We start from the raw sequence: 19,879 nt of genomic DNA on the forward strand, positions 1-19,879 counted from the left end.
TTGTGCTGGCGACCATAGCAAGAGTGAACCACCTGATCCCTTCCCGAACTCAGAAGTGAAACCTCTTCGCGCTGATGGTAGTGTGGGGTTACCCATGTGAGAGTAAGTCATCGCCAGCTCATTATTCGAACACCCTCAACTAGCGTTGGGGGTGTTTTTTTATGTGGAAAAGAAAATATTAAGAAGAATAATCACATTTTATTGTGTTTAAAATAACAATAAACCCATAATTAATAAAATGTTTTAGACTAATGTTGAATTTTTATTTTTTGTGTTTTGTGTGAAAGTTACACAATCTACTTGAATGGCAAAAGTGGACATGGATGACTGATAAAAATGAAAGTCTTCACTGTAAAAATTGCTATTCAAGCTTACTGAAACACAAACTCACAGGAGGTGAGGAATGGCACATCAAGCAATTAACGTGAATGATGTCATCGATCACGCAAAATTCAAACCATTTCATTTCAATGTCGTGGCATGGTGTCTACTGATCATTTTATTTGATGGCTATGACTTGGCAATTAATGGGGTCGTTTTACCCTTATTGATGGATGAGTGGGGCTTGAGTGCTGTTCAGGCGGGGATGCTCGCGAGTACTGCATTGGCAGGTATGATGTTTGGTGCGATGATTTTTGGTTCTTTGGCCGATAAAATTGGTCGTAAGAAAGTCATCATGATCTGTATCGTTCTGTTTAGTGGTTTAACCTTTGCAGGTGGCTTTGCTTCTAATCCAACTGAGTTTGCAATTTTACGTTTCTTAGCGGGTTTAGGCATTGGTGGTGTAATGCCAAACCTTGTGGCCTTAACTTCTGAATATGCACCTAAAACCATGCGTAGCACCTTAGTGACTACTATGTTTAGTGGTTATGCTGTAGGTGGTGTAATGGCAGCCTTACTTGGCTCATGGTTTACCCCAAGTTTTGGCTGGGAAATCATGTTCTTTATTGCGGGTATCCCATTGTTTTTATTGCCTGTGATTTGGAAATTCTTGCCAGAATCTTTAACCTTTATTGTCAAAGAAAATAAGCAAGATCAAGCCCGTCCAATCGTAGCGCGTTTAGCACCAGATTTAAAAATTACCGAAGACACCACTTTTGAATTGTATCAGGTTGGTGTGCCTGAAGCTGCTAACGTGGTGAGCTTGTTCAAACGCGGTCGTGCAGTGAATACTTTATTGTTCTGGTTAGCGTTCTTTACTTGTCTATTAACCATGTATGCACTCAGCAGCTGGTTGCCAAAACTGATGATGGCGGCAGGCTATTCTATGGACAACAGCTTAATGTTCATGATGGTGATGAACGTAGGTGCAGTCGTTGGTATCGTGGGTGGTGGTATTTTAGCAGACCGTTTCCACTTAAAACCTGTATTGATGTTCTTGGGAATCATGGGTGCATTGGTGATGAGCCTCATGGGCTTCCAATCTAATCAATTCTTGCTTTACATCTTAGTATTCTTGGCGGGTGCAGCATCTATTGGTTCACAAATGTTGTTGTATAGCTATGTGGCACAATATTACCCACTTGCGGTACGCTCAACAGGTATTGGCTGGTCATCTGCCATTGGTCGTATGGGTGCGATTGTGGGTCCAATTTTAATTGGCGGCTTATTGGGTATGAATTTACCTGCACACTTCAACTTTATGGCAGTAGGTTTGCCAGTGTTGATCACTGCAATTGCGGTTGCCTTGATTATGAGTGAAGATGAAGCTGAGCAAATTAAAGCAGGCAAAGCAGTTGCTGCCAAAGCTTAAACTTGTAATGTGCTAAGTTCAAAAGTCCTCAACCTTGTTTGGGGACTTTTTGATTATGGGGTGTGTAAATAGAAAGTGATGATAGATAAAGTTATATACTCAAGACACAGATAAAAAGAAACCCCATCATCCTGACGGGGTTTCTTTGTATTTCGTGTTTAGGTATAACTCCTGTCGTACCTCACGATCCTGGTGCTCAAACCTATTATTGTTGTTTTCTGTTTGGGAAACATCCTGTCTCCTTATGCTTTAAAGAATACCGTAAGCTCAAAATACTGCCTAGCCTCATTTTGCTTCAGTGCATGTAAGCAAAAACTGACAAAGTGATGAATGATACTGACGCTGTTTTTGAGCAAACGATAAAATACCGAGCTTATTTTTGTCCATAAACAGGCGTATACTGATTGCGTGATTGGAGTAAATATGTCTGATTTAGCTGCAGCATCTCATGTTCAGTATGGTACTAAGCCGTTTAAAGCCATTCTTTTTTCGTTGTTTCTAGCGGGTTTCGCTTCTTTTTCGACCTTGTACTGTGTGCAACCGATGATGCCAATTTTGGCCGATTTTTTTACGGTTACACCAACCCAAAGTAGTTTCCCGCTGTCATTTTCTACTGTGGCTTTGGCGATAGGTTTGCTTTTCACAGGTTTTATTTCAGATCGTTTTGGGCGTAAACCTATTATGGTTTTGGCTTTATTTTTAGCTGCCATTTTATTAATTCTGAGTGCCTTACTTCCAATCTGGTCATTCTTTTTAACCACACGAATTTTTATTGGCATTGCTGTGAGTGGTGTAGCTGCGGTCGCCATGACCTATATTGGTGAAGAAATTCGACAGCAAGATATTGGTTTTGCTATGGGGCTGTATATTTCGGGTACGGCCATTGGTGGCATGGGTGGACGTTTAATTGCTGGGGTCTTGGTCGATTTTATATCTTGGCAAGCGGCAACCCTAATTATTGGTGGTTTGAATTTACTAATTGCAATCACCTTTTATATGTTACTTCCTGCATCGAAAAATTTTACAGCGTATCCGATTCGCTTCTCGCGGTTTAGAGATGCTTTTGTTGCCAATTTGGCAGACCGTAAATTAAGAATCCTGTTTTTACAGGGCTTTTTGCTGATGGGCTGTTTCGTCAGTGTTTTCAATTACATCAGCTATTATTTACTAGCTAAACCATTTGAGCTTTCCCAAGTTTGGATTGGGGTGATTTCAATTGCCTATTTGGCGGGTATTTATAGTTCACCGCGTGCGGCAAGCTGGGGCAATCGTATTGGACGTGAACGTGTGTTGCCTATGGTGATTGTCCTAATGTTGATCGCATTATGGTTGATGTCGATTGCACATTTAGCCGTCGTATTGGCTGCATTGGTGCTATTTACCTTTGCTTTTTTTGCCGCACATTCTACTGCCAGTAGTTGGGTGTCGATTCAAGCACTGCAGTATCGTGCAGTGGGATCATCATTATATTTATTTAGTTACTACATGGGTTCGAGTTTGCTCGGTAGTGGTAGCGGTCTGATTTGGGAACAATGGGGCTGGTCTGGTCTGACATGGGTGATGACTGCAGTCTTGGGTGTGGCGCTTTATGGTGCGTGGCGTTTAAAGATTAAACCAACAGCGCTGCGATAAGCATTCAGGATTATTGCTTTAGGCTTATCCCTTTATGCTTTTCTTATTCAGATACCAACTTAGGATATAAAAATAGTTTGCTGATTTTGTGTGTTTTTTAATCAAGCAAGATGAATGGAATTCATGCTAAAATAGTCGGCTTTCATCTTTGATCGACTTTTGATCTTCCACTTCCCAGCCGAGAATTGCAAGCCATGTCTACTGCTTATACTGCTCAGACCGCACCCAAAGCGTTGTTTGATTATGACAAATATTGGGCGTCATGTTTTGAGCCTGCGCCATTTTTGCCGATGTCACGCGAAGAAATGGATCAGCTCGGTTGGGATGCCTGCGATTTTATTCTAGTTTGTGGTGATGCTTATATTGATCATCCCTCTTTTGTATCGGGCGTGATTGGTCGTGTGCTTGAGGCGCAGGGCTTTCGTGTCGGGATCATCGCCCAGCCAGACTGGACCAATGTGGAATCTTTTCGGGTTTTAGGGAGGCCGACCATCGCTTGGGGCGTCACCGCAGGCAATATGGACTCGATGATCAACCGCTATACCGCAGACCGTAAAATCCGTTCTGATGATGCTTATTCGCCAGACAATCAGCCGAATAAACGTCCTGACCGTGCAGCTACGGTGTACTGTCAGCGTTGTCGTGAAGCCTTTCCAGATGTGCCTGTTTTACTTGGCGGGATTGAAGGCTCGTTGCGTCGTATTGCACATTATGATTATTGGTCGGATAAAGTTCGTCGCTCGATTTTAATGGATTCTAAAGCCGACTTATTGATGTACGGCAATGGCGAGCGTTCGATTATTGAAGTGATGCACCGTTTGGCCAAAGGTGAAAAAATCCACGAAATTACAGATGTACGTGGTACAGCATTTATTATCAATAAACATAACCGTGCGTCTAAATCCAAATTTGTTGAAATTGCATCTAATGATGTAGATAGCGTGGGCCGTGTCGATCCAATCATCAACCCTTATGTGATGACCGAAGATTTAGACGGTTGTGAGATTGAAAAAGATAAGGGCAACAACCTCGCGCAATATCAAAATTTCCAGAAAGATGTAGTCAGCAATCCAATTGTTCGTGAAGGTGATCAGCTAGATGCAGATACCCAGATTGTGCAATTGCAGCCTGCTTCAAAAGCAATTAAACACAAATTACCCCCACGTGAATTGGCAGTGATTCGTTTGCCTTCTTTTGAGGAAGTGGCGAATGATCCTGTGCTGTATGCGCATGCTAACCGTATTTTGCATTTAGAAACTAACCCGGGCAATGCGCGTGCTTTGGTGCAAAAGCATGGTGAACGTGATGTGTGGTTGAATGCACCGCCTATTCCGTTGACTACGGAAGAAATGGACTATGTATTCGATTTACCGTATGCACGTTTGCCGCATCCATCTTATGGCAATGCACGTTTCCCTGCTTTTGATATGATCAAGTTTTCGGTCAATATCATGCGTGGTTGTTTTGGTGGCTGTACTTTCTGTTCGATTACCGAACACGAAGGACGAATTATCCAAAACCGTTCTGAAGAATCCATTTTGCGTGAAGTGGAAAAAATTCGGGATACTGCGCCTGGCTTTACTGGCATTATTTCAGACTTGGGTGGCCCGACTGCAAATATGTACCGTTTGCATTGTAAAGACCCTGAAATTGAAAAGAATTGTCGTAAACCCTCTTGTGTATTCCCGGGCGTATGTCAAAACTTACATACCGATCATGCACCTTTAACCCAGTTATATCGTAAAGCGCGTGAACTGAAAGGTATTAAAAAAATTCTGATTGGTTCAGGTTTACGTTATGACTTGGCAGTGTTGAACCCTGAATATGTACGTGAATTGGTGACGCATCATGTGGGCGGTTATTTAAAAATTGCACCTGAGCATACCGAAAAAGGCCCATTATCTAAGATGATGAAACCAGGTATTGGTACGTATGACCGTTTTAAACAAATGTTTGATCGTTTCAGTAAAGAGGCGGGCAAAGAGCAATATTTAATTCCGTACTTTATTGCCGCGCACCCAGGAACGACCGATTACGACATGATGAATTTGGCGTTGTGGCTGAAAAAGAATGGTTTCCGTGCCGATCAGGTACAGACTTTCTATCCATCGCCAATGGCGACCGCTTCGACCATGTATTACACAGGTAAAAACCCACTGGCCAAAGTGGCGCGTTATACCGAAAATGTGGATATTGTCAAAGGCGAAAAACGTCGTCGTTTGCATAAAGCTTTCTTACGTTACCATGATCCAAACAACTGGCCGTTGTTGCGTGAAGCCTTAAAAGAAATGGGACGTGCAGATTTAATCGGAAACTCTAAACAGCACCTGATTCCAACCTATCAGCCGCAAGGCACAGATGGACAGTATCAAACGGCACGTAAGAAAAACTCGACTGTCGCGGGTGATTCACAAAAACGTACGGGGCAAAGTGGTAATCGTGCTCAGAACAGTAATCGTCCGAAGAAAGGGCAGATATTGACTCAGCACACAGGTTTGCCGCCACGTGAAACAGGTGAAAAACGTCCATTTTCACACAAAAAATCTAAGCCAAAATCGAAAGCTTAGTACTTGAAGTTAAGATCCATCAAAAGGCGCTGCAGCGCCTTTTTTGTTTGCTTTTCATTTCATCGGAATTGTCCGACAATCGAATCTGTTAAGCATTGCTTTGTTATTTTTTTGCATGCTATACAGTATTCGTATCTAATGATAAAAACACGCTTAGATGCTACAGCACTTAGACAAAAGGCGGGCTTGTGAAACAAAATTTCTGTTTCTATGATGGTTTTGTCAATGTTTCATGTAGTTTCTTAAATGGAACGTTTAAATATAAAAGCGTGTTATATACTGATTTGATGAAAAAATCGGCATGAAGCCGAAACAACTATAAAAATGATTTTAAGGATTGAATAATGACCATTTATATTTTGATTGGGGTTTTGATACTGATTCTCTTTCTCTTGATGGCGGTTAAGGGCTTGGAAAATAGAGAAAAACCTCAGGACAGTGCACTAAAGCAACGTGCAATTTTTAACTTAAATGAACAGCTGACGTATACACGTTTGCAGGAAATTTTACCTCAACATATCATCTTGGCGCATGTGTCTTTTGATGCCTTGCTGACCACGAAATTTTCACGTACTCGACATAAATACCGCAATATGATTGCCGATTTTGTGGTGTTGGATGCCAATCATCAAGTTGTTGCAATTGTGGCTTTAGATGATTTGTTGATGTTGAAACGTAGCCGCAATGCACAATACCAAGATGAATTGCTGCGTTTGGCGGGTTATAAAGTGCTGCGTTATGAAGATGTGCCTGAATATCACGAATTACGCGAAGCTTTTGGGCAGTCATCGTCATCTTATGCAGATTTAGATGATTTGGATACTGCCTTAAAGAAGTATGATTTTTTAGCGCATTCTGTACGCCATAAAGTGAAGGTATTAGGCTAAACGCTTGCCGCTAAAATCACTAGATAGACAACATGAATCAGCATGTCGCCATGACATGCTGATTTTTTTGGGTATGTTCCTGATCCAATCACATCTGTTATACGTTGGGTTGCTCTTCAGGTTTGACTGCAACCACAGTCATCTCAACTAAAACGTCAGGATGATATAACTTGGCTTCTACGCAGGTACGCGGTAAAGTTTGTATATCTGCCACCCAAGCATCCCAAACTTGATTCATTGCGGCATAATCGCGCTCAATGTCTTTTAGAAAAATCATTACCGACATGATGTGGCTTTTATCTGTACCCGCATCTGCCAATAAACGATCAATCAGGGCAAGTGTTTGTTGGGTTTGCCCCTCAATATCTTGTTGTGTGTCTTCTGCCAGTTGCCCTGCCAAATGGACTAAATTTCCCGAAATTGCAATTTCAGAATAACGTTTTTGGATATGTAGACGTTGAACAGCCATTGGGTGTGATCCTCGCGCCAAGCGATTGGGTATAAAAAGCGTGAGGTATTATAGAGGCAGGCAAGCACGTGGAAAATATGCAGGCAGCAGTCTACTTAAAATAAAAAGTAGTTGAATGGAAAATACGAGGAAAAGAGAGACGGTGTATCAAAGCGGCGAAGTGCCAAGCGCAGAGTTGTCCTGTAATCTTCGGATTTGATCGTCACGCCAATCACAGGACAAGTATGCCAAAAGTAATGGTGATTTTTGACATCTCAGCGTATGTACGGATAAATACATCGCGCGCATAGATTACTCTAAAAAGCACAACTGTGAAGGGTAAATTGTCTTATTTTTATTCTTTTGGCTGAAATTTATACAAAAATAGCTTTAGTATTCATCGGCAAGTATTGGCTAGGTATGTTTTATGTAGAGCGGGAAGTTTACCGCTTTAAAATCCGTGATATTTACGAGTCGTGATATTTACAGTAAAGACAGTTGTGCTTGTTCATCGGCAGAGCTGAGTTGATACAGACCGACCCCAATTAAACGGAATTGATCCTGTGCGGGAATATGCATTTCGTGAAGCAAAAGTTGCAGGACTTTTTCAAGATCGTTTTTGCTCTCAAGTGGCTGTTTAAAACTTTTGCTATGTTGTAAGACCTGAAAATTTTTGAGTTTCAATTTGGCCGATACGCCACGTGCAACATATTGTTTTTTCACTAAACTATGCCAAACCTGATCAATCAAGCTAGACCAGTAAGCTGCACATTCGGCTAAGTTTAAGTCATCATCAAAGGTGGTTTCTTTGGAAATTTGCTGGCGCTCACGTTCTGCCTGCACAGGACGTTCATCAATCCCTTGGGCAAATAAAAACAGGCGTTTTCCATATTTGCCAAAATGATGAATCAACAGGTTTTCTTCAATGTGTTGCAAATCGCCTAAGGTATTTAAATTCAAGCTTTTTAATTTTTCCTGCGTGACTTTACCTACGCCTGGAATTTTCTTTAAGGGTAAGTCCTGAATAAACTGCTGCACTTGACTGGGTTTAATCACGCAAATGCCATTGGGTTTATGCCAGTCCGAAGCAATTTTGGCTAAAAATTTATTCGGTGCGACACCTGCCGAGGCCGTTAAACCTGTACTTTGAAAAATATCTGCCCGAATCCGCATTGCGACTTCAGTTGCGCTTGGAATACCTTGTAAATTTTCGGTGACATCTAAATAAGCTTCATCTAAAGACAAGGGTTCAATAAGTGGTGTATAACGCTGAAAAATCTGATGAATTTGTGTGGAAACCTCACGATAGAGTGCAAAATTGGGTTCGAGTACCACCACCTGCGGGCAGCGTTTGCGGGCTTGTGCCATCGACATGGCAGAACGTAAACCAAACTCACGCGCAGGATAGGATGCCGCGGCAATCACAGCACGAGGATGATGCGAAGCAATCACCACAGGTAAATGCTGCAATTCAGGACGACTGCGCAGCTCAACAGAGGCATAAAAGGCATCCATATCAATATGAATGATTTTCCGCATGGCACAAACTAGATGAAGCGTTTAGATTTCAACAGTATCGCATGTTTAGGAAGTCGGTTGTAGCATCGGAGCAAGCGGATAAGGCGTGTTGCTATTCAGCAAAATCACCTGTGTCGATTGCTGTTCTGCATAGTCGATCAAACGCTGTAAACTCCGTGGGCTATGGTCGGCAATGCGGGGCAAAAACTCTAAAGGGCGCGCTAAAGGCTGGAAAAAATTATCCCAATGAATTGGAATCACGACACGAGGGCGCAACGTTCCCACAGTTTCATCTAAATAATGCTGTTGAAAAGCAACCGATTGTTTAGAGAGCTGTGCAATCCCTAAAAATAAAGTATCTACCTGCAAGTGTTGTAATTGTTTAGAAATCGCGCCTGTACTGGCTTTGACTAAAATGTTCTGTTCAGGATGCTGAATGTAATAATCAAAACTGCCGCCTTCTTTAAATTCATAAAAACGGGCAGGTAAGGACAATGGTTGTTGAATTTGTTCACCTAAATCATTATTCACAGCGGTGGCAGGGGTATGCTGTGATGGAATAGCCGTAATCTTAAACTTTCCTATCTGTATTGGTTGGGCAGGATTGACAAGGCTTAATCGAGATTCAGGAATTGCGGCACCACGGGCAATGTTCAAACTACTTTCTGAACCGATGATTTGACTGTGTTTGAGTTGCTGCGCCAAAAATGGCAAATCTAGCGTGTGATCATAATGCGAATGGGTGATCAAAATCGCACGTGTGCGTTGTAATTGATGCTGTTGAATCAACTTGTGCAATAAGGCTGGTTGGCTGTCTAACTTGTTCCACATGACTTGTGCAAGAGAGGGGCGACTAAAAAATCCATCAATCAGAATTTGGTTTTCACCATCATCAAACAATAGGGTAGATACGCCAAAATAATGTACTTTTAAGTTGGCATTTGCGGTTTTTGTTGAATATTGCCATGCGGAAAATTGTTCTAGTTTGCCTGCGGGTTGTAATAGGTAAAGCAGTGCGAATCCTGCACAAATGCTGAGCGTAAGAGCAGCCCAAAGCAGTCCTTTCATAATTTTCATGACGGTACTTTTTTATTGTGATGCAGCTATCTTGTTATTTTTTCTGGTTCGGTTCAAGTCTTGTGGGTTGAATTGCGTTGTCTGTTAAAAAATGCTGCCATTGTTTGGTATTGCCATAAAAAACATTTAGGTCGACTGGGGTGTGAATACCTTTTATTTGACCCTGATTGGTATGTTGCCAAAACAACCATTTTGGCTGACCTGCCAGTTGTGGTTTACCCTGATATTCTCTGACCCAAAGGGGTGTTTGCTTGAAACTTTCAGTCAACACCATATTGTAAAAGGCTTTGGATACATAAAAAATCGGTTGTTTTTCATAATGTTGATATAGCATATCATGCATGATTTGAATTTCGCGCAGTAACTGTTCTTTGGTATAGGTATTGATGCAGTTGCTGTCATACTCCAAGTCAATTACAGGTGGCAAACTGTCGGATTTTTTTGGAACAGTCGCAATAAAGTTTTCTGCCTGAATTGCTCCATCACGGCATAAGCGATAAAAATGATAGGCGCCGACCAAAAAGCCATGTTCACGGGCTTTGAGCCAGTTATCCTGAAATTTACGGTCTTTAAAATCGCCCCCTTCGGTGGCTTTTAAATAGACAAAGGCATATTTTTGTGGGGAAATTTTATGCCACTGAACATCGCCTTGATGATGTGACACGTCAAATCCTTGAATCGGATATTCTTCGGTTGCCGCAGGTTGTTGGCGCAACACACCCAAATACAATAAAACCGCCAAAACAGCACTGCCAAGCATCGCAATGGTCATACGATAGTGCGGTGTAAAAGCTGAGTTTTTAGCTTGATTGGACGGTTTGCGCATGTTGAAAAAGCTTCGCGGAGCAAAGTCATATCATAACGTGCAGTGCGGTGTAGCACCATGCGCTTTCGGTAATGGCGTTTTAAACAGCCGTGTGTTTGGGGATATTCCAAAACACTAAAAATGCCAAAATATTTAATACACCCAAACAAATTAAAGTGGCATGAAAGGCACTGACTAACTGTCCTGCGCCGTAATAGGCACTAAACATATTCACCAAAGTACCTGCCAATGCCACGCCAATACTCATCGACAGCATCATAATCATGGATAAAAAACTATTGCCGCTGCTGGCATCTTGTTGAGGTAAATCTTTGAGTGTAAAGGTATTCATACCCACAAACTGCAATGAATTAAGCACCCCAAATATAAAAAAATGCAAGGCACGTAACCAAGTCGCAGTTTCAGCAGTGGTCAGCGCAAAACTAGCAATACACGCCCCGACCAATAACGTATTGGTCAGTAAAAACTGCCGATAGCCAAAACGTTGAATTAAAGGCCGAATAATTGGTTTAGATACCAAAGAACCGAGCACAGTCGGAATCATCATCAAACCCGTGAGAAACGGTTCAAAACCAAAAGCCACCTGTAGCATGATTGGCATGATAAAAGGCATGGCATTGCCCCCGAAGCGGGCAAAAAAGTTACCTAAAATACCAATGGCATATAAGCGATTTTTAAATAAATCGCTGCGAAATAAGGCATTTTGATGAGTATGGGCATGGCGGGCATAGCATGCTGCGGCAATACCGCCAGCCAAGATTAACGCTAAATTCCAAAGCAGATTATGTTGTGGGTTGGCAAAATTTTCGATGCCTAAAGATAAGCCCGCCATCGCCACAACTAATAGGATAAACCCGAGAAAATCAAAGTTTTTAACTTCAGTTTCAGTCACATTCGGCATGGCTTTAATACAAATCCAACAGCCCAAGATGCCCATAGGAATGTTGATCAGGAAAATCCAGTGCCACGTGGCGACTTCGACCAACCAGCCACCCAGAGTTGGGCCAATTAAGGGGCCAATCAACCCTGCCAGACTCATCAGGCTCATGGCAGATAAAAACTGGGTACGTGGAATGATTTTTAACATCGCCAAGCGCCCGACAGGCAAGAGCAATGCGCCACCAATACCTTGAATCACCCGATAAAACAGTAATTCATTCAGACTCGCTGCTGCAGCACAACCCAAAGAGGCAAGGGTAAAAATGATAATCGCTGCAAAATAGGTATTGCGTACCCCAAAACGATCTGCCAACCATCCACTTAATGGAATACACGCTGCCACCGAGAGCACATACGCCACCACAACACTGTGCATCCGCAGCGGGTCTTCCTGCAGGCTATTCGCCATTGCAGGGATTGCTGTATTCACAATGGTGGTGTCGAGCGCCTGCATAAAAAAGCCAATTGAAACCAGAAATACCAAAAGACGGTATTCAGGATGCAGGGCTTGATGGGTCGGTGTTTGGTTCATAACTCGGCAAAATGGACATTTGGTCTAGTTTAAACCATTTTGCAATCTAGCGGACTGCATCTATAAAAACATGAAAAGTGTTTGAAAATTCAAGGAAATGCAATGAAATTGTCATCTATTTGTCACCGATTATTCACTTTGAGTTTGTAAGTTGGGTGCATTTAGAAAAATGATGAGTAATTTATGAAAACGCAAATTTCTGCATTAATGTTGGCTTTATTGTCTGTGGGGATGGTGGGATGTAATGATAATAATGATCCTATTCCTGTAAAAGAAGAAGTTGTTGAAGCAACACCTACAACAATTAGTTTGGAGCGTTTAGGGGAATACGATGCACAAGTTTTTGGTGCGAGTGCTGCGGAAATTTCTGCTTATGATGCTGAAAGTAAACGTTTATTTGTAGTCAATGCGAAAAATGGCGTGGTCGATGTACTGGATTTAAGCAACCCAAGTGCACCTGTTAAGCTGAACAGCTTGGATGCCAAGACTCATTTGGCGAATTCTGAAGTCAATAGTGTTGCGGTACATCAAGGTATTGTCGCTTTAGCTGTTCAGGCAACACCTAAAACTGATAAAGGCATCGTGGCATTTTTTAAAGCCAAAGACCTGAGCTTTATCAGCAAAGTTGAAGTCGGTGCATTGCCTGATATGTTGACTTTTACTCCAGATGGCAAAAAAGTCTTGGTTGCCAATGAAGGTGAGCCAAATGAAGGTTATAAGATTGATCCAGAAGGTTCAATCAGTATTATTAATCTAACTGACATCAACAAGCCTACTGTAAAAACTGCAGATTTTCAGGCATGGAATACACGTAAGCAGGAATTGCTTGATGCGGGCGTGCGTATTTTTGGGCCAAATGCGACTGTCGCACAAGATTTAGAGCCTGAATATATTGCGGTGAGTGACGATGGTAAAACTGCTTGGGCAAGTCTACAAGAAAACAATGCTATTGCTGTGATTGATTTGATTCAAGACCAAGTGGTCGATATTTTCCCATTGGGTTATAAAAACTTTGGCTTAGCTGCAAATGCTTTAGATGCAGGTGATCGTGATTGTGTTGTTGGTAAGCAAGACTATAACGGTAAAACGATTACAGCCTGTGCTAAAAATGAGGGGATGATTAATATTCAAGCTTGGCCAGGCTTATACGGCATGTATATGCCAGATGCAATTGCGCAATATCAAGCCAATGGACAAAGCTACTTGGTCACTGCCAATGAAGGCGATGCGCGTGAATGGTTGGTTGATGAAGACTTATATTTTGGTACGGATGAAATAACTCAGGGTTATGCAGAAGAAATTCGTGTTAAACACTTATTCAATAATAAAGGCTTCAGTACCAATGGCGATTATGCAGCGCATTTACGTCTATTAAAGTCAGGGGTTAAAGGCGCAAAGCTTGATTCAAACGTATTTAAAGCATGTACCACTACAGATGCCAATGAAGTTTGTGCAGATAATTTAATTAAAGATTCACAATTGGGTCGTTTGACGATTACTTGGACGCAAGGTTACAAGAAAGATACAAATGGTGAGCCTGTGCTAGACAGCGATGGTTTCATGACCTATGACAAACTATATGCTTATGGTGGCCGCTCGTTCAGTATTGTAGATCCTAAAACCAAAAAAATTGTTTGGGACTCAAAAAATGACTTTGAACGTAAAGCTGCTGAATTATTTCCAGAATACTTTAATACCAATCATGAAAAATTAAGTATAGATGATCGTAGTGACAATAAAGGCCCTGAGCCTGAAGGCATTGCTTTAGGTAAAATTGGTCAAAAAACTTTTGCCTTTATTGGGTTGGAGCGTATGGGTGGCATTATGGTGTATGACATTACCCAGCCGACACAAGCATCTTTTGTTGAGTATTTTAATGATCGTAAGTTTGGTGAAACCCGTACATCTTTCGATGCAGAAGGTAATGAGGTTACCGTTGAAAATTCAAATCTCGGCCCCGAAGGTTTGATCTTTATTGCAGCCAAAGACTCGCCTAACGGCAAGCCACTGTTGGTTGTAGGTAATGAAGTCAGCGGAACTACTGCTGTGTACCAAATCAAACTCAACTAACAGCATTGCAAAATTAGAAATCTATTAAAGAGGGCACTTTGGTGCTCTCTTTTTTATGCTGTAAAACCAGTTTAAAACAGCGCATTAAAAAAGCGAGTCACCGACTCGCTTTCACTTTCATTTTTATTGCTATTTCATGTAGCTAAAAAAGTTCAACCCACAAAATGACGTGGAGAATCCAAATTCTTCAAGGCATTAATAATTTTGTGGGAGTGGTTACACACGATCAGTTTAGCGCGGTGCTGTGGTGGTAAAAAACCTTCGTGTACCGCATGATCTAATTGCTGAATCAGCGCATCATAAAAGCCATTTACATTATATAAAATCATCGGTTTTTGGTGCTGATTCAATTGCCCCCAAGTGGCAATTTCCAAAATTTCTTCAAAAGTACCCAAGCCACCTGGTAACGCCACAAAGGCACTGGCACGATCTGCCATCATCGCCTTACGCTCATGCATGCTTTTTACTACGTGTAATTCGGTTAAATTACTGTGGGCAATTTCATAATCCAGCATAAATTCAGGAATTACTCCCACCGCTTGCCCACCATGTTGCACAACGGTGTCAGCAACCAAACCCATTAATCCAATACTCGCGCCGCCGTAGACCATACCAAAGCCTTGCTCGGCTAGTTTTCTTGCCAGTTGTACTGCTTTTTCCTGATAAATCGGGTTATTGCCAGAGCGCGAACCACAGTACAGTGCCACCAAAGGTTGAGAGGTTTGAGGAGATGGATTATTGATATATTGGGTCATTCTTAATTCGCTATTCATTTATTTTCTTCACCATAGCATGTTCTTTTTGTTGGCTCTAGCTTAGTGCTCAAATATGACAAACCCGTCAGTATGCAGTGTTCAATTTGCAAAGATTTGTGAAAGTGCTGCATTGACGTGGATGATGTCGCAAAAAGGGGATGAATCTGAGCGCAAACTTTCCTATACTCAAAGCTTGTCTGACAACTATAGAATCGTCATGGACAGTGGCAGTAGTCGCACCGAACGAATATTTTTAAATTACATGCTGTGCCAACCAGAGCAAGCAAACTTATCTTTTCAGTGTCATCGCCGTGTGGCACGTTTGACCCATGATATTCAGGAGAAGAGTGCATGATCTTTGAATGGATGTCTGACCCCGCTGCGTGGGTTGGGTTATTGACCCTGATCGTACTCGAAATTGTATTAGGCATTGATAACTTGGTGTTTATTGCCATTTTGGCAGAAAAGTTACCGCCAGAACAACGCAATACGGCACGGGTGGTGGGCTTGCTTCTCGCCTTGGGGATGCGCCTGATTTTACTCGCCTCTATCGCGTGGGTCGTCACTCTGACCCAACCACTGTTTCATATTTTTGAACATCCTTTCTCTGGACGTGACCTGATTTTACTGTTTGGTGGTGTGTTCCTGTTGTTTAAAGGCACCATGGAACTGCGCGAACGCATTGAAGGCAAACCAGCACTAAAAGAAGAAAACCCTGTGCACGCGACTTTCTGGATGGTGATTGTGCAGATTGTGGTGCTAGATGCGGTGTTCTCACTCGACAGCGTGATTACCGCTGTGGGCATGGTGCAGCATTTATCGGTCATGATGATTGCGGTGATTATCGCCATTGGCATTATGTTGTGGGCCTCTAAAGCGCTCATGGACTTTGTCAATAAGCATCCTACCGTGGTGATTCTATGCCTGTGCTTCCTGATGATGATTGGTTTCTCATTGGTGGTGGAAGGCTTTGGCTATCACATTCCAAAAGGCTATTTATATGCCGCCATCGGCTTCTCGGTGATGATTGAATTCCTGAACCAAACCATCCGCAGAAATCAGGAAAAAACCGTGACCACCACCGATTTACGCTACCGTACTGCTTCGGCTGTGATGCGGATGTTAGGTGGCAAAAGTCAAAATACGACAGAAAGCAGTCATATCAACGAAGATGTTTTGGCTACCCGCGCCTTTGCTGATGAAGTCTTTGATGCTGAAAATGGCGTCTATCACAGCGTGATGGTACAAGGAGTGTTGGGCTTATCTGAGCGTCCTGTAAAATCGGTAATGACGCCACGTCCTGAACTGGAATGGATTGATTTAGACGAAGATGATGCCTCAATTCGCAGCCAATTATTAAGTATGACCCATTCACGAGTGATTGTGGCACGTGGTGAACTGGACAATATCTCAGGCATTGTCTTAACCCATAAAGTCATGAATCAATACATTGAAACAGGTGTACTGGACTTTGAAACACATTTGCGTGAACCCGTGATTGTGCATGAAAATGCCCAAGTTTTGATGGTGATGGAGCAATTGCGTCAAGCACCGCTGCAAATGGCGATTGTGCTGAATGAATATGGCTCGATTGAAGGCGTTGCCACACCTATTGATATTCTGGAAGCAATTGCAGGCGAATTCCCTGATGAAGATGCTCTCGAAGCCAGTGCTGAAAGTTTGGAAGATGGCACATTATTGCTAGATGGTTCCATTGATATTCGTCACGTATCTTTATTATTAGGTCGTGATTTGGTGGATGAAAGCGAGCAATATTCAACTTTATCAGGCTATATTTTATTCCATTTGGGGCGTTTGCCTGAAAACGGTGAAAAGCTGCTTTCCGATGGTTATGTTTTTGAAATTGTGACCATGGATGGACATAAAATTGAAAAAGTGCATTTGATTCAGCAGGAATCTTCAAGCGCATCATAAACTGAACGCCAAACTGCATTTCAGTCTTGTGCTTCCGCTAAAATAGCCTGCATTGTCAGGCTGTTTTGGGGCTGTTGCCATTGCAAATATAGACGAAGTGTCAACAGACCCTATTATTGATTTAAATTTCTGGAATTTTCTATGCATCACTTGGCATGTCCGTGCGGGCAAGGCGATTATCAATACTGCTGCCAACCTTTACACGTGGGGCAGGCACATGCAGAAACCGCGAGCCAACTCATGCGTTCACGCTATAGCGCTTATGCCTTGCAACAAATTGATTATATTGTGCAAACTACTGCGCTAGGACAACAGGCAAGTTTGGATGTTGACGCAATTGCAGATTGGAGCAAGTCGAATCAATGGTTAAAGCTCGAAGTGCTGAATAGCAATGAAAAGCTAGATAAAAGCCATGCCCAAGTTGAATTTAAAGCCCATTACCACGATGCCAAGCAGGCGCAAATTCACCATGAAATTTCCCATTTTGTGCAACATCAGGCCCGTTGGTATTTTCTAGATCCGACCACAGGGCAACAGCCGACTATGAAACAGCCGTGTATTTGTGGTTCGGGTAAAAAACTTAAGCAATGTTGTGCGCAATTTTTATAACTTTATCTTGGTTTTTCGCTTATTATAACGCGCATCTATTGGCCTAGTGAAAGAAGGGCAAGTCCATGTTGTTGTTGGTCATTTACTTAATCGCGATTACCGCAGAAGCGATGACAGGCGCATTGTCTGCAGGGCGTCGTAGCATGGATTGGTTTGGTGTCACCTTAATTGCCTGTGTCACCGCATTGGGTGGTGGTTCGGTGCGAGATGTGTTATTAGGGCATTATCCACTGACTTGGGTCAAACATCCTGAATATTTGGTGCTGACCTGTATTGCAGCTTTTATCACCATTTTAATTGCCAAATGGATGCGTCATTTACGTTCCATTTTCTTGGTGCTCGATGCTTTAGGCTTAATTGGCTTCACTATTATTGGTTGTCAAATTGCTTTGGAAATGGGGCATGGCTTTGTGGTGTCTGCCGTTGCAGGCGTCTTAACAGGTGTGTCAGGTGGGATTCTGCGTGATATTCTGTGTAACGATGTGCCTTTAGTGTTCCGCCGTGAGCTATATGCCAGTATTTCTTTTGTGTCCGTGATTTGCTATTGGTTGTGTATCGAAATCGGTTTGTCGCTTGAATTGACCGTGATCTCAACACTTGTTTTTGGTTTTACTTTGCGTTTGATTGCGATTTATTTTGGCTTAGAAATGCCTAAATTTATTTATCAGGACGATGATGAACATTCAGCATCCTCTAAAGATGAAACCTAATTGGTTATAAGAATTGTATTGAATATCTAAATAGAAGCGAACCGATCACCAGATCGGTTTTTTAATGCTATCCACATCCTGTCAATTCATAGTATAAAAATACAACAGCAGTTGTGTTTTAGCCCATATCCTTTTAGCCAACTTAAAGAGTGTGTTATGGATTTAGTTTCGCGTGTGCAACGTCTACCCATTGGAAAATTCCACTATAGCCTACTGGTGGTGATTGGTTTGGGCTGGATGTTTGATGCCATGGATACAGGACTGATCTCCTTTATTTTGGCAAAAATGGCAGAAGACTGGAGCATGACCCCTGCCGAAAAAGGCATGGTGGTGTCAATTGGCTTTGTCGGAATGGCCATTGGCGCAGTCTTTTCAGGTGGTCTGGCCGATAAAATTGGACGTAAAACTGTATTTGCCACCACCTTGGTGATTTACAGTCTAGCTACTGCCGCTTGTGCCTTTGCGCCGAATTTAACTTGGTTACTGGTCTTTCGCTTTATTGTAGGTTTAGGTTTGGGCGGGCAGCTTCCCGTAGCGGTGACGTTGGTCAGTGAATACATTCCTGCGCATGTGCGTGGGCGCTTTATTGTATTGCTGGAAAGTTTTTGGGGCTTGGGGTGGTTATGTGCGGCATTGGTTTCTTATTTTGTGATTCCAAAATTTGATTGGCATACAGCATTTTTAATCGGTGGTTTGCCTGCCTTATATGCCTTGGTTATCTGGAAAAAAGTCCCTGAATCTATCCCATATCTGATCAATCGTGGTCGTATTGCCGAAGCACATGCACTGGTACAAAAGTTTGAGCGTCAATGTGGGGTAGAAGTCATTGAACAGATTGAAGTTCAGCCTGTTGCCGCTAAACAGCATATCTCTTTTACCCAACTGTGGTCGGGACCATTTGCACGTCGTAGTTTAATGCTGTGGCTGATTTGGTTTGGCATTGTCTATTCCTATTATGGCATTTTCACTTGGTTGCCTAGTCTGTTGGTGCAGCAAGGCTACAGCATCGTACAGTCATTTGAATATGTGTTGGGCATGATTTTGGCGCAATTACCCGGTTATATTGCAGCCGCTTGGCTGGTCGAAAAATTAGGCCGCAAAGCCACACTGGCAGGTTTTATTGGCATGTGTGCCGTATCGGCGTACTTCTTTGGTCAGGCGGATAGTGTGGCGATGATCATGTTCTGGGGTTGTTTGATGTCGTTCTTCAACTTGGGCGCGTGGGGGGTGCTATACACCTATACTCCTGAACAATATCCAACCAATATTCGTGCTTTTGGTTCAGGTTGGGCCTCGGCCATTGGACGCATGGGCGGTATTATCGCCCCGATGGTGGTCACACACATGATGGTCATGCAAAATGGCTTTAGTTATGTCTTTATGATGTTTACAGCGGTTTTATTGGCCGTTGCTTTGGTGATTGTGGTGTTGGGTGAAGAAACCAAAGGCAGAACTTTAGAGTCGATAGGTTTGTAAAATAACCACCAGCCATCGTATATTTTGCATTGCTGTTTTTTATAAAATGAATATTTTTACGGCATAAGACACAAATTGTCGCAGAGCATCCTTACTAGCCCTTGTGCAGGATGCTGCTGCGGCATAGCATAAGCCGACTGATACA

At 42.5% G+C, this 19,879-nt stretch carries 16 protein-coding genes and 1 rRNA gene; 11 read left to right on the plus strand and 6 right to left on the minus strand.

Annotated features, from left to right (window positions below; translation table 11 throughout):
• Window positions 1-4 precede the first annotated feature (4 nt).
• From rrf to FTT71_RS09200, 5 genes are all read left to right on the plus strand, one after another.
• Window positions 5-119, plus strand: a 5S ribosomal RNA gene (gene rrf, locus FTT71_RS09180).
• Window positions 120-403: 284 nt separating this feature from the next.
• Window positions 404-1,753 (plus strand): MFS transporter, encoded by a 1,350-nt coding sequence (locus FTT71_RS09185; protein ID WP_096902259.1) that lies wholly within the window; start codon window positions 404-406, stop codon window positions 1,751-1,753.
• 423 nt (window positions 1,754-2,176) lie between these two features.
• Window positions 2,177-3,385, plus strand: a complete 1,209-nt coding sequence (locus tag FTT71_RS09190) for an MFS transporter (RefSeq protein WP_131261665.1) — start codon at window positions 2,177-2,179, stop codon at window positions 3,383-3,385.
• Between the two features lie 194 nt (window positions 3,386-3,579).
• Window positions 3,580-5,952, plus strand: coding sequence for a YgiQ family radical SAM protein (locus FTT71_RS09195; RefSeq protein WP_179989007.1), 2,373 nt, complete (start codon window positions 3,580-3,582; stop codon window positions 5,950-5,952).
• 344 nt (window positions 5,953-6,296) lie between these two features.
• On the plus strand, window positions 6,297-6,839 hold the full coding sequence (locus FTT71_RS09200; RefSeq protein ID WP_180160895.1) for a DUF2726 domain-containing protein: 543 nt from the start codon (window positions 6,297-6,299) through the stop codon (window positions 6,837-6,839).
• Window positions 6,840-6,936: 97 nt separating this feature from the next.
• Here the strand turns inward: FTT71_RS09200 and FTT71_RS09205 are convergent, their stop codons facing one another.
• From FTT71_RS09205 to mdtD, 5 genes are all read right to left on the minus strand, one after another.
• Window positions 6,937-7,308, minus strand: coding sequence for a RidA family protein (locus tag FTT71_RS09205; protein WP_104852890.1), 372 nt, complete (start codon window positions 7,306-7,308; stop codon window positions 6,937-6,939).
• A gap of 462 nt (window positions 7,309-7,770) precedes the next feature.
• Window positions 7,771-8,826, minus strand: coding sequence for a DNA polymerase IV (gene dinB / locus FTT71_RS09210; RefSeq protein ID WP_179991333.1), 1,056 nt, complete (start codon window positions 8,824-8,826; stop codon window positions 7,771-7,773).
• Between the two features lie 45 nt (window positions 8,827-8,871).
• Window positions 8,872-9,882, minus strand: a complete 1,011-nt coding sequence (locus FTT71_RS09215; RefSeq protein WP_004975617.1) for an MBL fold metallo-hydrolase — start codon at window positions 9,880-9,882, stop codon at window positions 8,872-8,874.
• A 34-nt stretch (window positions 9,883-9,916) separates the two neighbouring features.
• Window positions 9,917-10,654, minus strand: coding sequence for a GH25 family lysozyme (locus tag FTT71_RS09220; RefSeq protein ID WP_373685900.1), 738 nt, complete (start codon window positions 10,652-10,654; stop codon window positions 9,917-9,919).
• Window positions 10,655-10,787: 133 nt separating this feature from the next.
• The gene (mdtD, locus tag FTT71_RS09225; protein ID WP_179989005.1) at window positions 10,788-12,179 is read right to left on the minus strand and encodes a multidrug transporter subunit MdtD; all 1,392 of its coding nucleotides are present in this window, start codon (window positions 12,177-12,179) and stop codon (window positions 10,788-10,790) included.
• 183 nt (window positions 12,180-12,362) lie between these two features.
• On the opposite strand from mdtD, the gene FTT71_RS09230 reads away from it, so the two are divergent.
• Complete coding sequence (locus tag FTT71_RS09230) at window positions 12,363-14,249, plus strand: choice-of-anchor I family protein (RefSeq protein WP_179989004.1); 1,887 nt, start codon at window positions 12,363-12,365, stop codon at window positions 14,247-14,249.
• Between the two features lie 152 nt (window positions 14,250-14,401).
• Here FTT71_RS09230 and FTT71_RS09235 read toward each other — a convergent pair whose 3' ends face one another.
• Window positions 14,402-15,022 carry a TIGR00730 family Rossman fold protein gene (locus tag FTT71_RS09235; protein WP_096902251.1) on the minus strand — a complete coding sequence of 207 codons (621 nt, stop codon included), beginning with the start codon at window positions 15,020-15,022 and terminating at the stop codon, window positions 14,402-14,404.
• 55 nt (window positions 15,023-15,077) lie between these two features.
• Between FTT71_RS09235 and FTT71_RS09240 the strand changes: the two genes are divergently transcribed.
• The 5 genes from FTT71_RS09240 (at window position 15,078) to FTT71_RS09260 (ending at window position 19,734) form a co-directional block, all read left to right on the plus strand.
• Window positions 15,078-15,359, plus strand: a complete 282-nt coding sequence (locus FTT71_RS09240) for a hypothetical protein (RefSeq protein ID WP_096902250.1) — start codon at window positions 15,078-15,080, stop codon at window positions 15,357-15,359.
• Window positions 15,356-16,939, plus strand: coding sequence for a TerC family protein (locus FTT71_RS09245; RefSeq protein WP_004975629.1), 1,584 nt, complete (start codon window positions 15,356-15,358; stop codon window positions 16,937-16,939). Before FTT71_RS09240 ends, FTT71_RS09245 begins: the two co-directional genes overlap by 4 nt.
• A 141-nt stretch (window positions 16,940-17,080) precedes the next feature.
• Window positions 17,081-17,548, plus strand: coding sequence for a YchJ family protein (locus tag FTT71_RS09250; protein WP_180160896.1), 468 nt, complete (start codon window positions 17,081-17,083; stop codon window positions 17,546-17,548).
• 65 nt (window positions 17,549-17,613) lie between these two features.
• Window positions 17,614-18,258: a trimeric intracellular cation channel family protein gene (locus FTT71_RS09255; protein ID WP_004975638.1), complete on the plus strand. Its 645-nt coding sequence runs from the start codon at window positions 17,614-17,616 to the stop codon at window positions 18,256-18,258.
• A gap of 156 nt (window positions 18,259-18,414) precedes the next feature.
• Window positions 18,415-19,734, plus strand: coding sequence for an MFS transporter (locus FTT71_RS09260; RefSeq protein ID WP_104852902.1), 1,320 nt, complete (start codon window positions 18,415-18,417; stop codon window positions 19,732-19,734).
• Window positions 19,735-19,879: the final 145 nt, after the last annotated feature.

Origin of the sequence: Acinetobacter sp. YH01004 (assembly GCF_013420455.1) — a bacterium.
GTDB lineage: Bacteria > Pseudomonadota > Gammaproteobacteria > Pseudomonadales > Moraxellaceae > Acinetobacter > Acinetobacter towneri.

Coding starts and splice junctions, on each gene's coding strand:
- FTT71_RS09235 (WP_096902251.1), bottom strand. CDS start 15,022: ATGAATAGCGAATTAAGAATGACCCAATATATCAATAATCCATCTCCT.
- FTT71_RS09195 (WP_179989007.1), top strand. CDS start 3,580: ATGTCTACTGCTTATACTGCTCAGACCGCACCCAAAGCGTTGTTTGAT.
- FTT71_RS09220 (WP_373685900.1), bottom strand. CDS start 10,654: ATGACCATTGCGATGCTTGGCAGTGCTGTTTTGGCGGTTTTATTGTAT.
- dinB (WP_179991333.1), bottom strand. CDS start 8,826: ATGCGGAAAATCATTCATATTGATATGGATGCCTTTTATGCCTCTGTT.
- FTT71_RS09260 (WP_104852902.1), top strand. CDS start 18,415: ATGGATTTAGTTTCGCGTGTGCAACGTCTACCCATTGGAAAATTCCAC.
- mdtD (WP_179989005.1), bottom strand. CDS start 12,179: ATGAACCAAACACCGACCCATCAAGCCCTGCATCCTGAATACCGTCTT.
- FTT71_RS09245 (WP_004975629.1), top strand. CDS start 15,356: ATGATCTTTGAATGGATGTCTGACCCCGCTGCGTGGGTTGGGTTATTG.
- FTT71_RS09215 (WP_004975617.1), bottom strand. CDS start 9,882: ATGAAAATTATGAAAGGACTGCTTTGGGCTGCTCTTACGCTCAGCATT.
- FTT71_RS09230 (WP_179989004.1), top strand. CDS start 12,363: ATGAAAACGCAAATTTCTGCATTAATGTTGGCTTTATTGTCTGTGGGG.
- FTT71_RS09190 (WP_131261665.1), top strand. CDS start 2,177: ATGTCTGATTTAGCTGCAGCATCTCATGTTCAGTATGGTACTAAGCCG.
- FTT71_RS09250 (WP_180160896.1), top strand. CDS start 17,081: ATGCATCACTTGGCATGTCCGTGCGGGCAAGGCGATTATCAATACTGC.
- FTT71_RS09205 (WP_104852890.1), bottom strand. CDS start 7,308: ATGGCTGTTCAACGTCTACATATCCAAAAACGTTATTCTGAAATTGCA.
- FTT71_RS09240 (WP_096902250.1), top strand. CDS start 15,078: ATGACAAACCCGTCAGTATGCAGTGTTCAATTTGCAAAGATTTGTGAA.
- FTT71_RS09200 (WP_180160895.1), top strand. CDS start 6,297: ATGACCATTTATATTTTGATTGGGGTTTTGATACTGATTCTCTTTCTC.
- FTT71_RS09255 (WP_004975638.1), top strand. CDS start 17,614: ATGTTGTTGTTGGTCATTTACTTAATCGCGATTACCGCAGAAGCGATG.
- FTT71_RS09185 (WP_096902259.1), top strand. CDS start 404: ATGGCACATCAAGCAATTAACGTGAATGATGTCATCGATCACGCAAAA.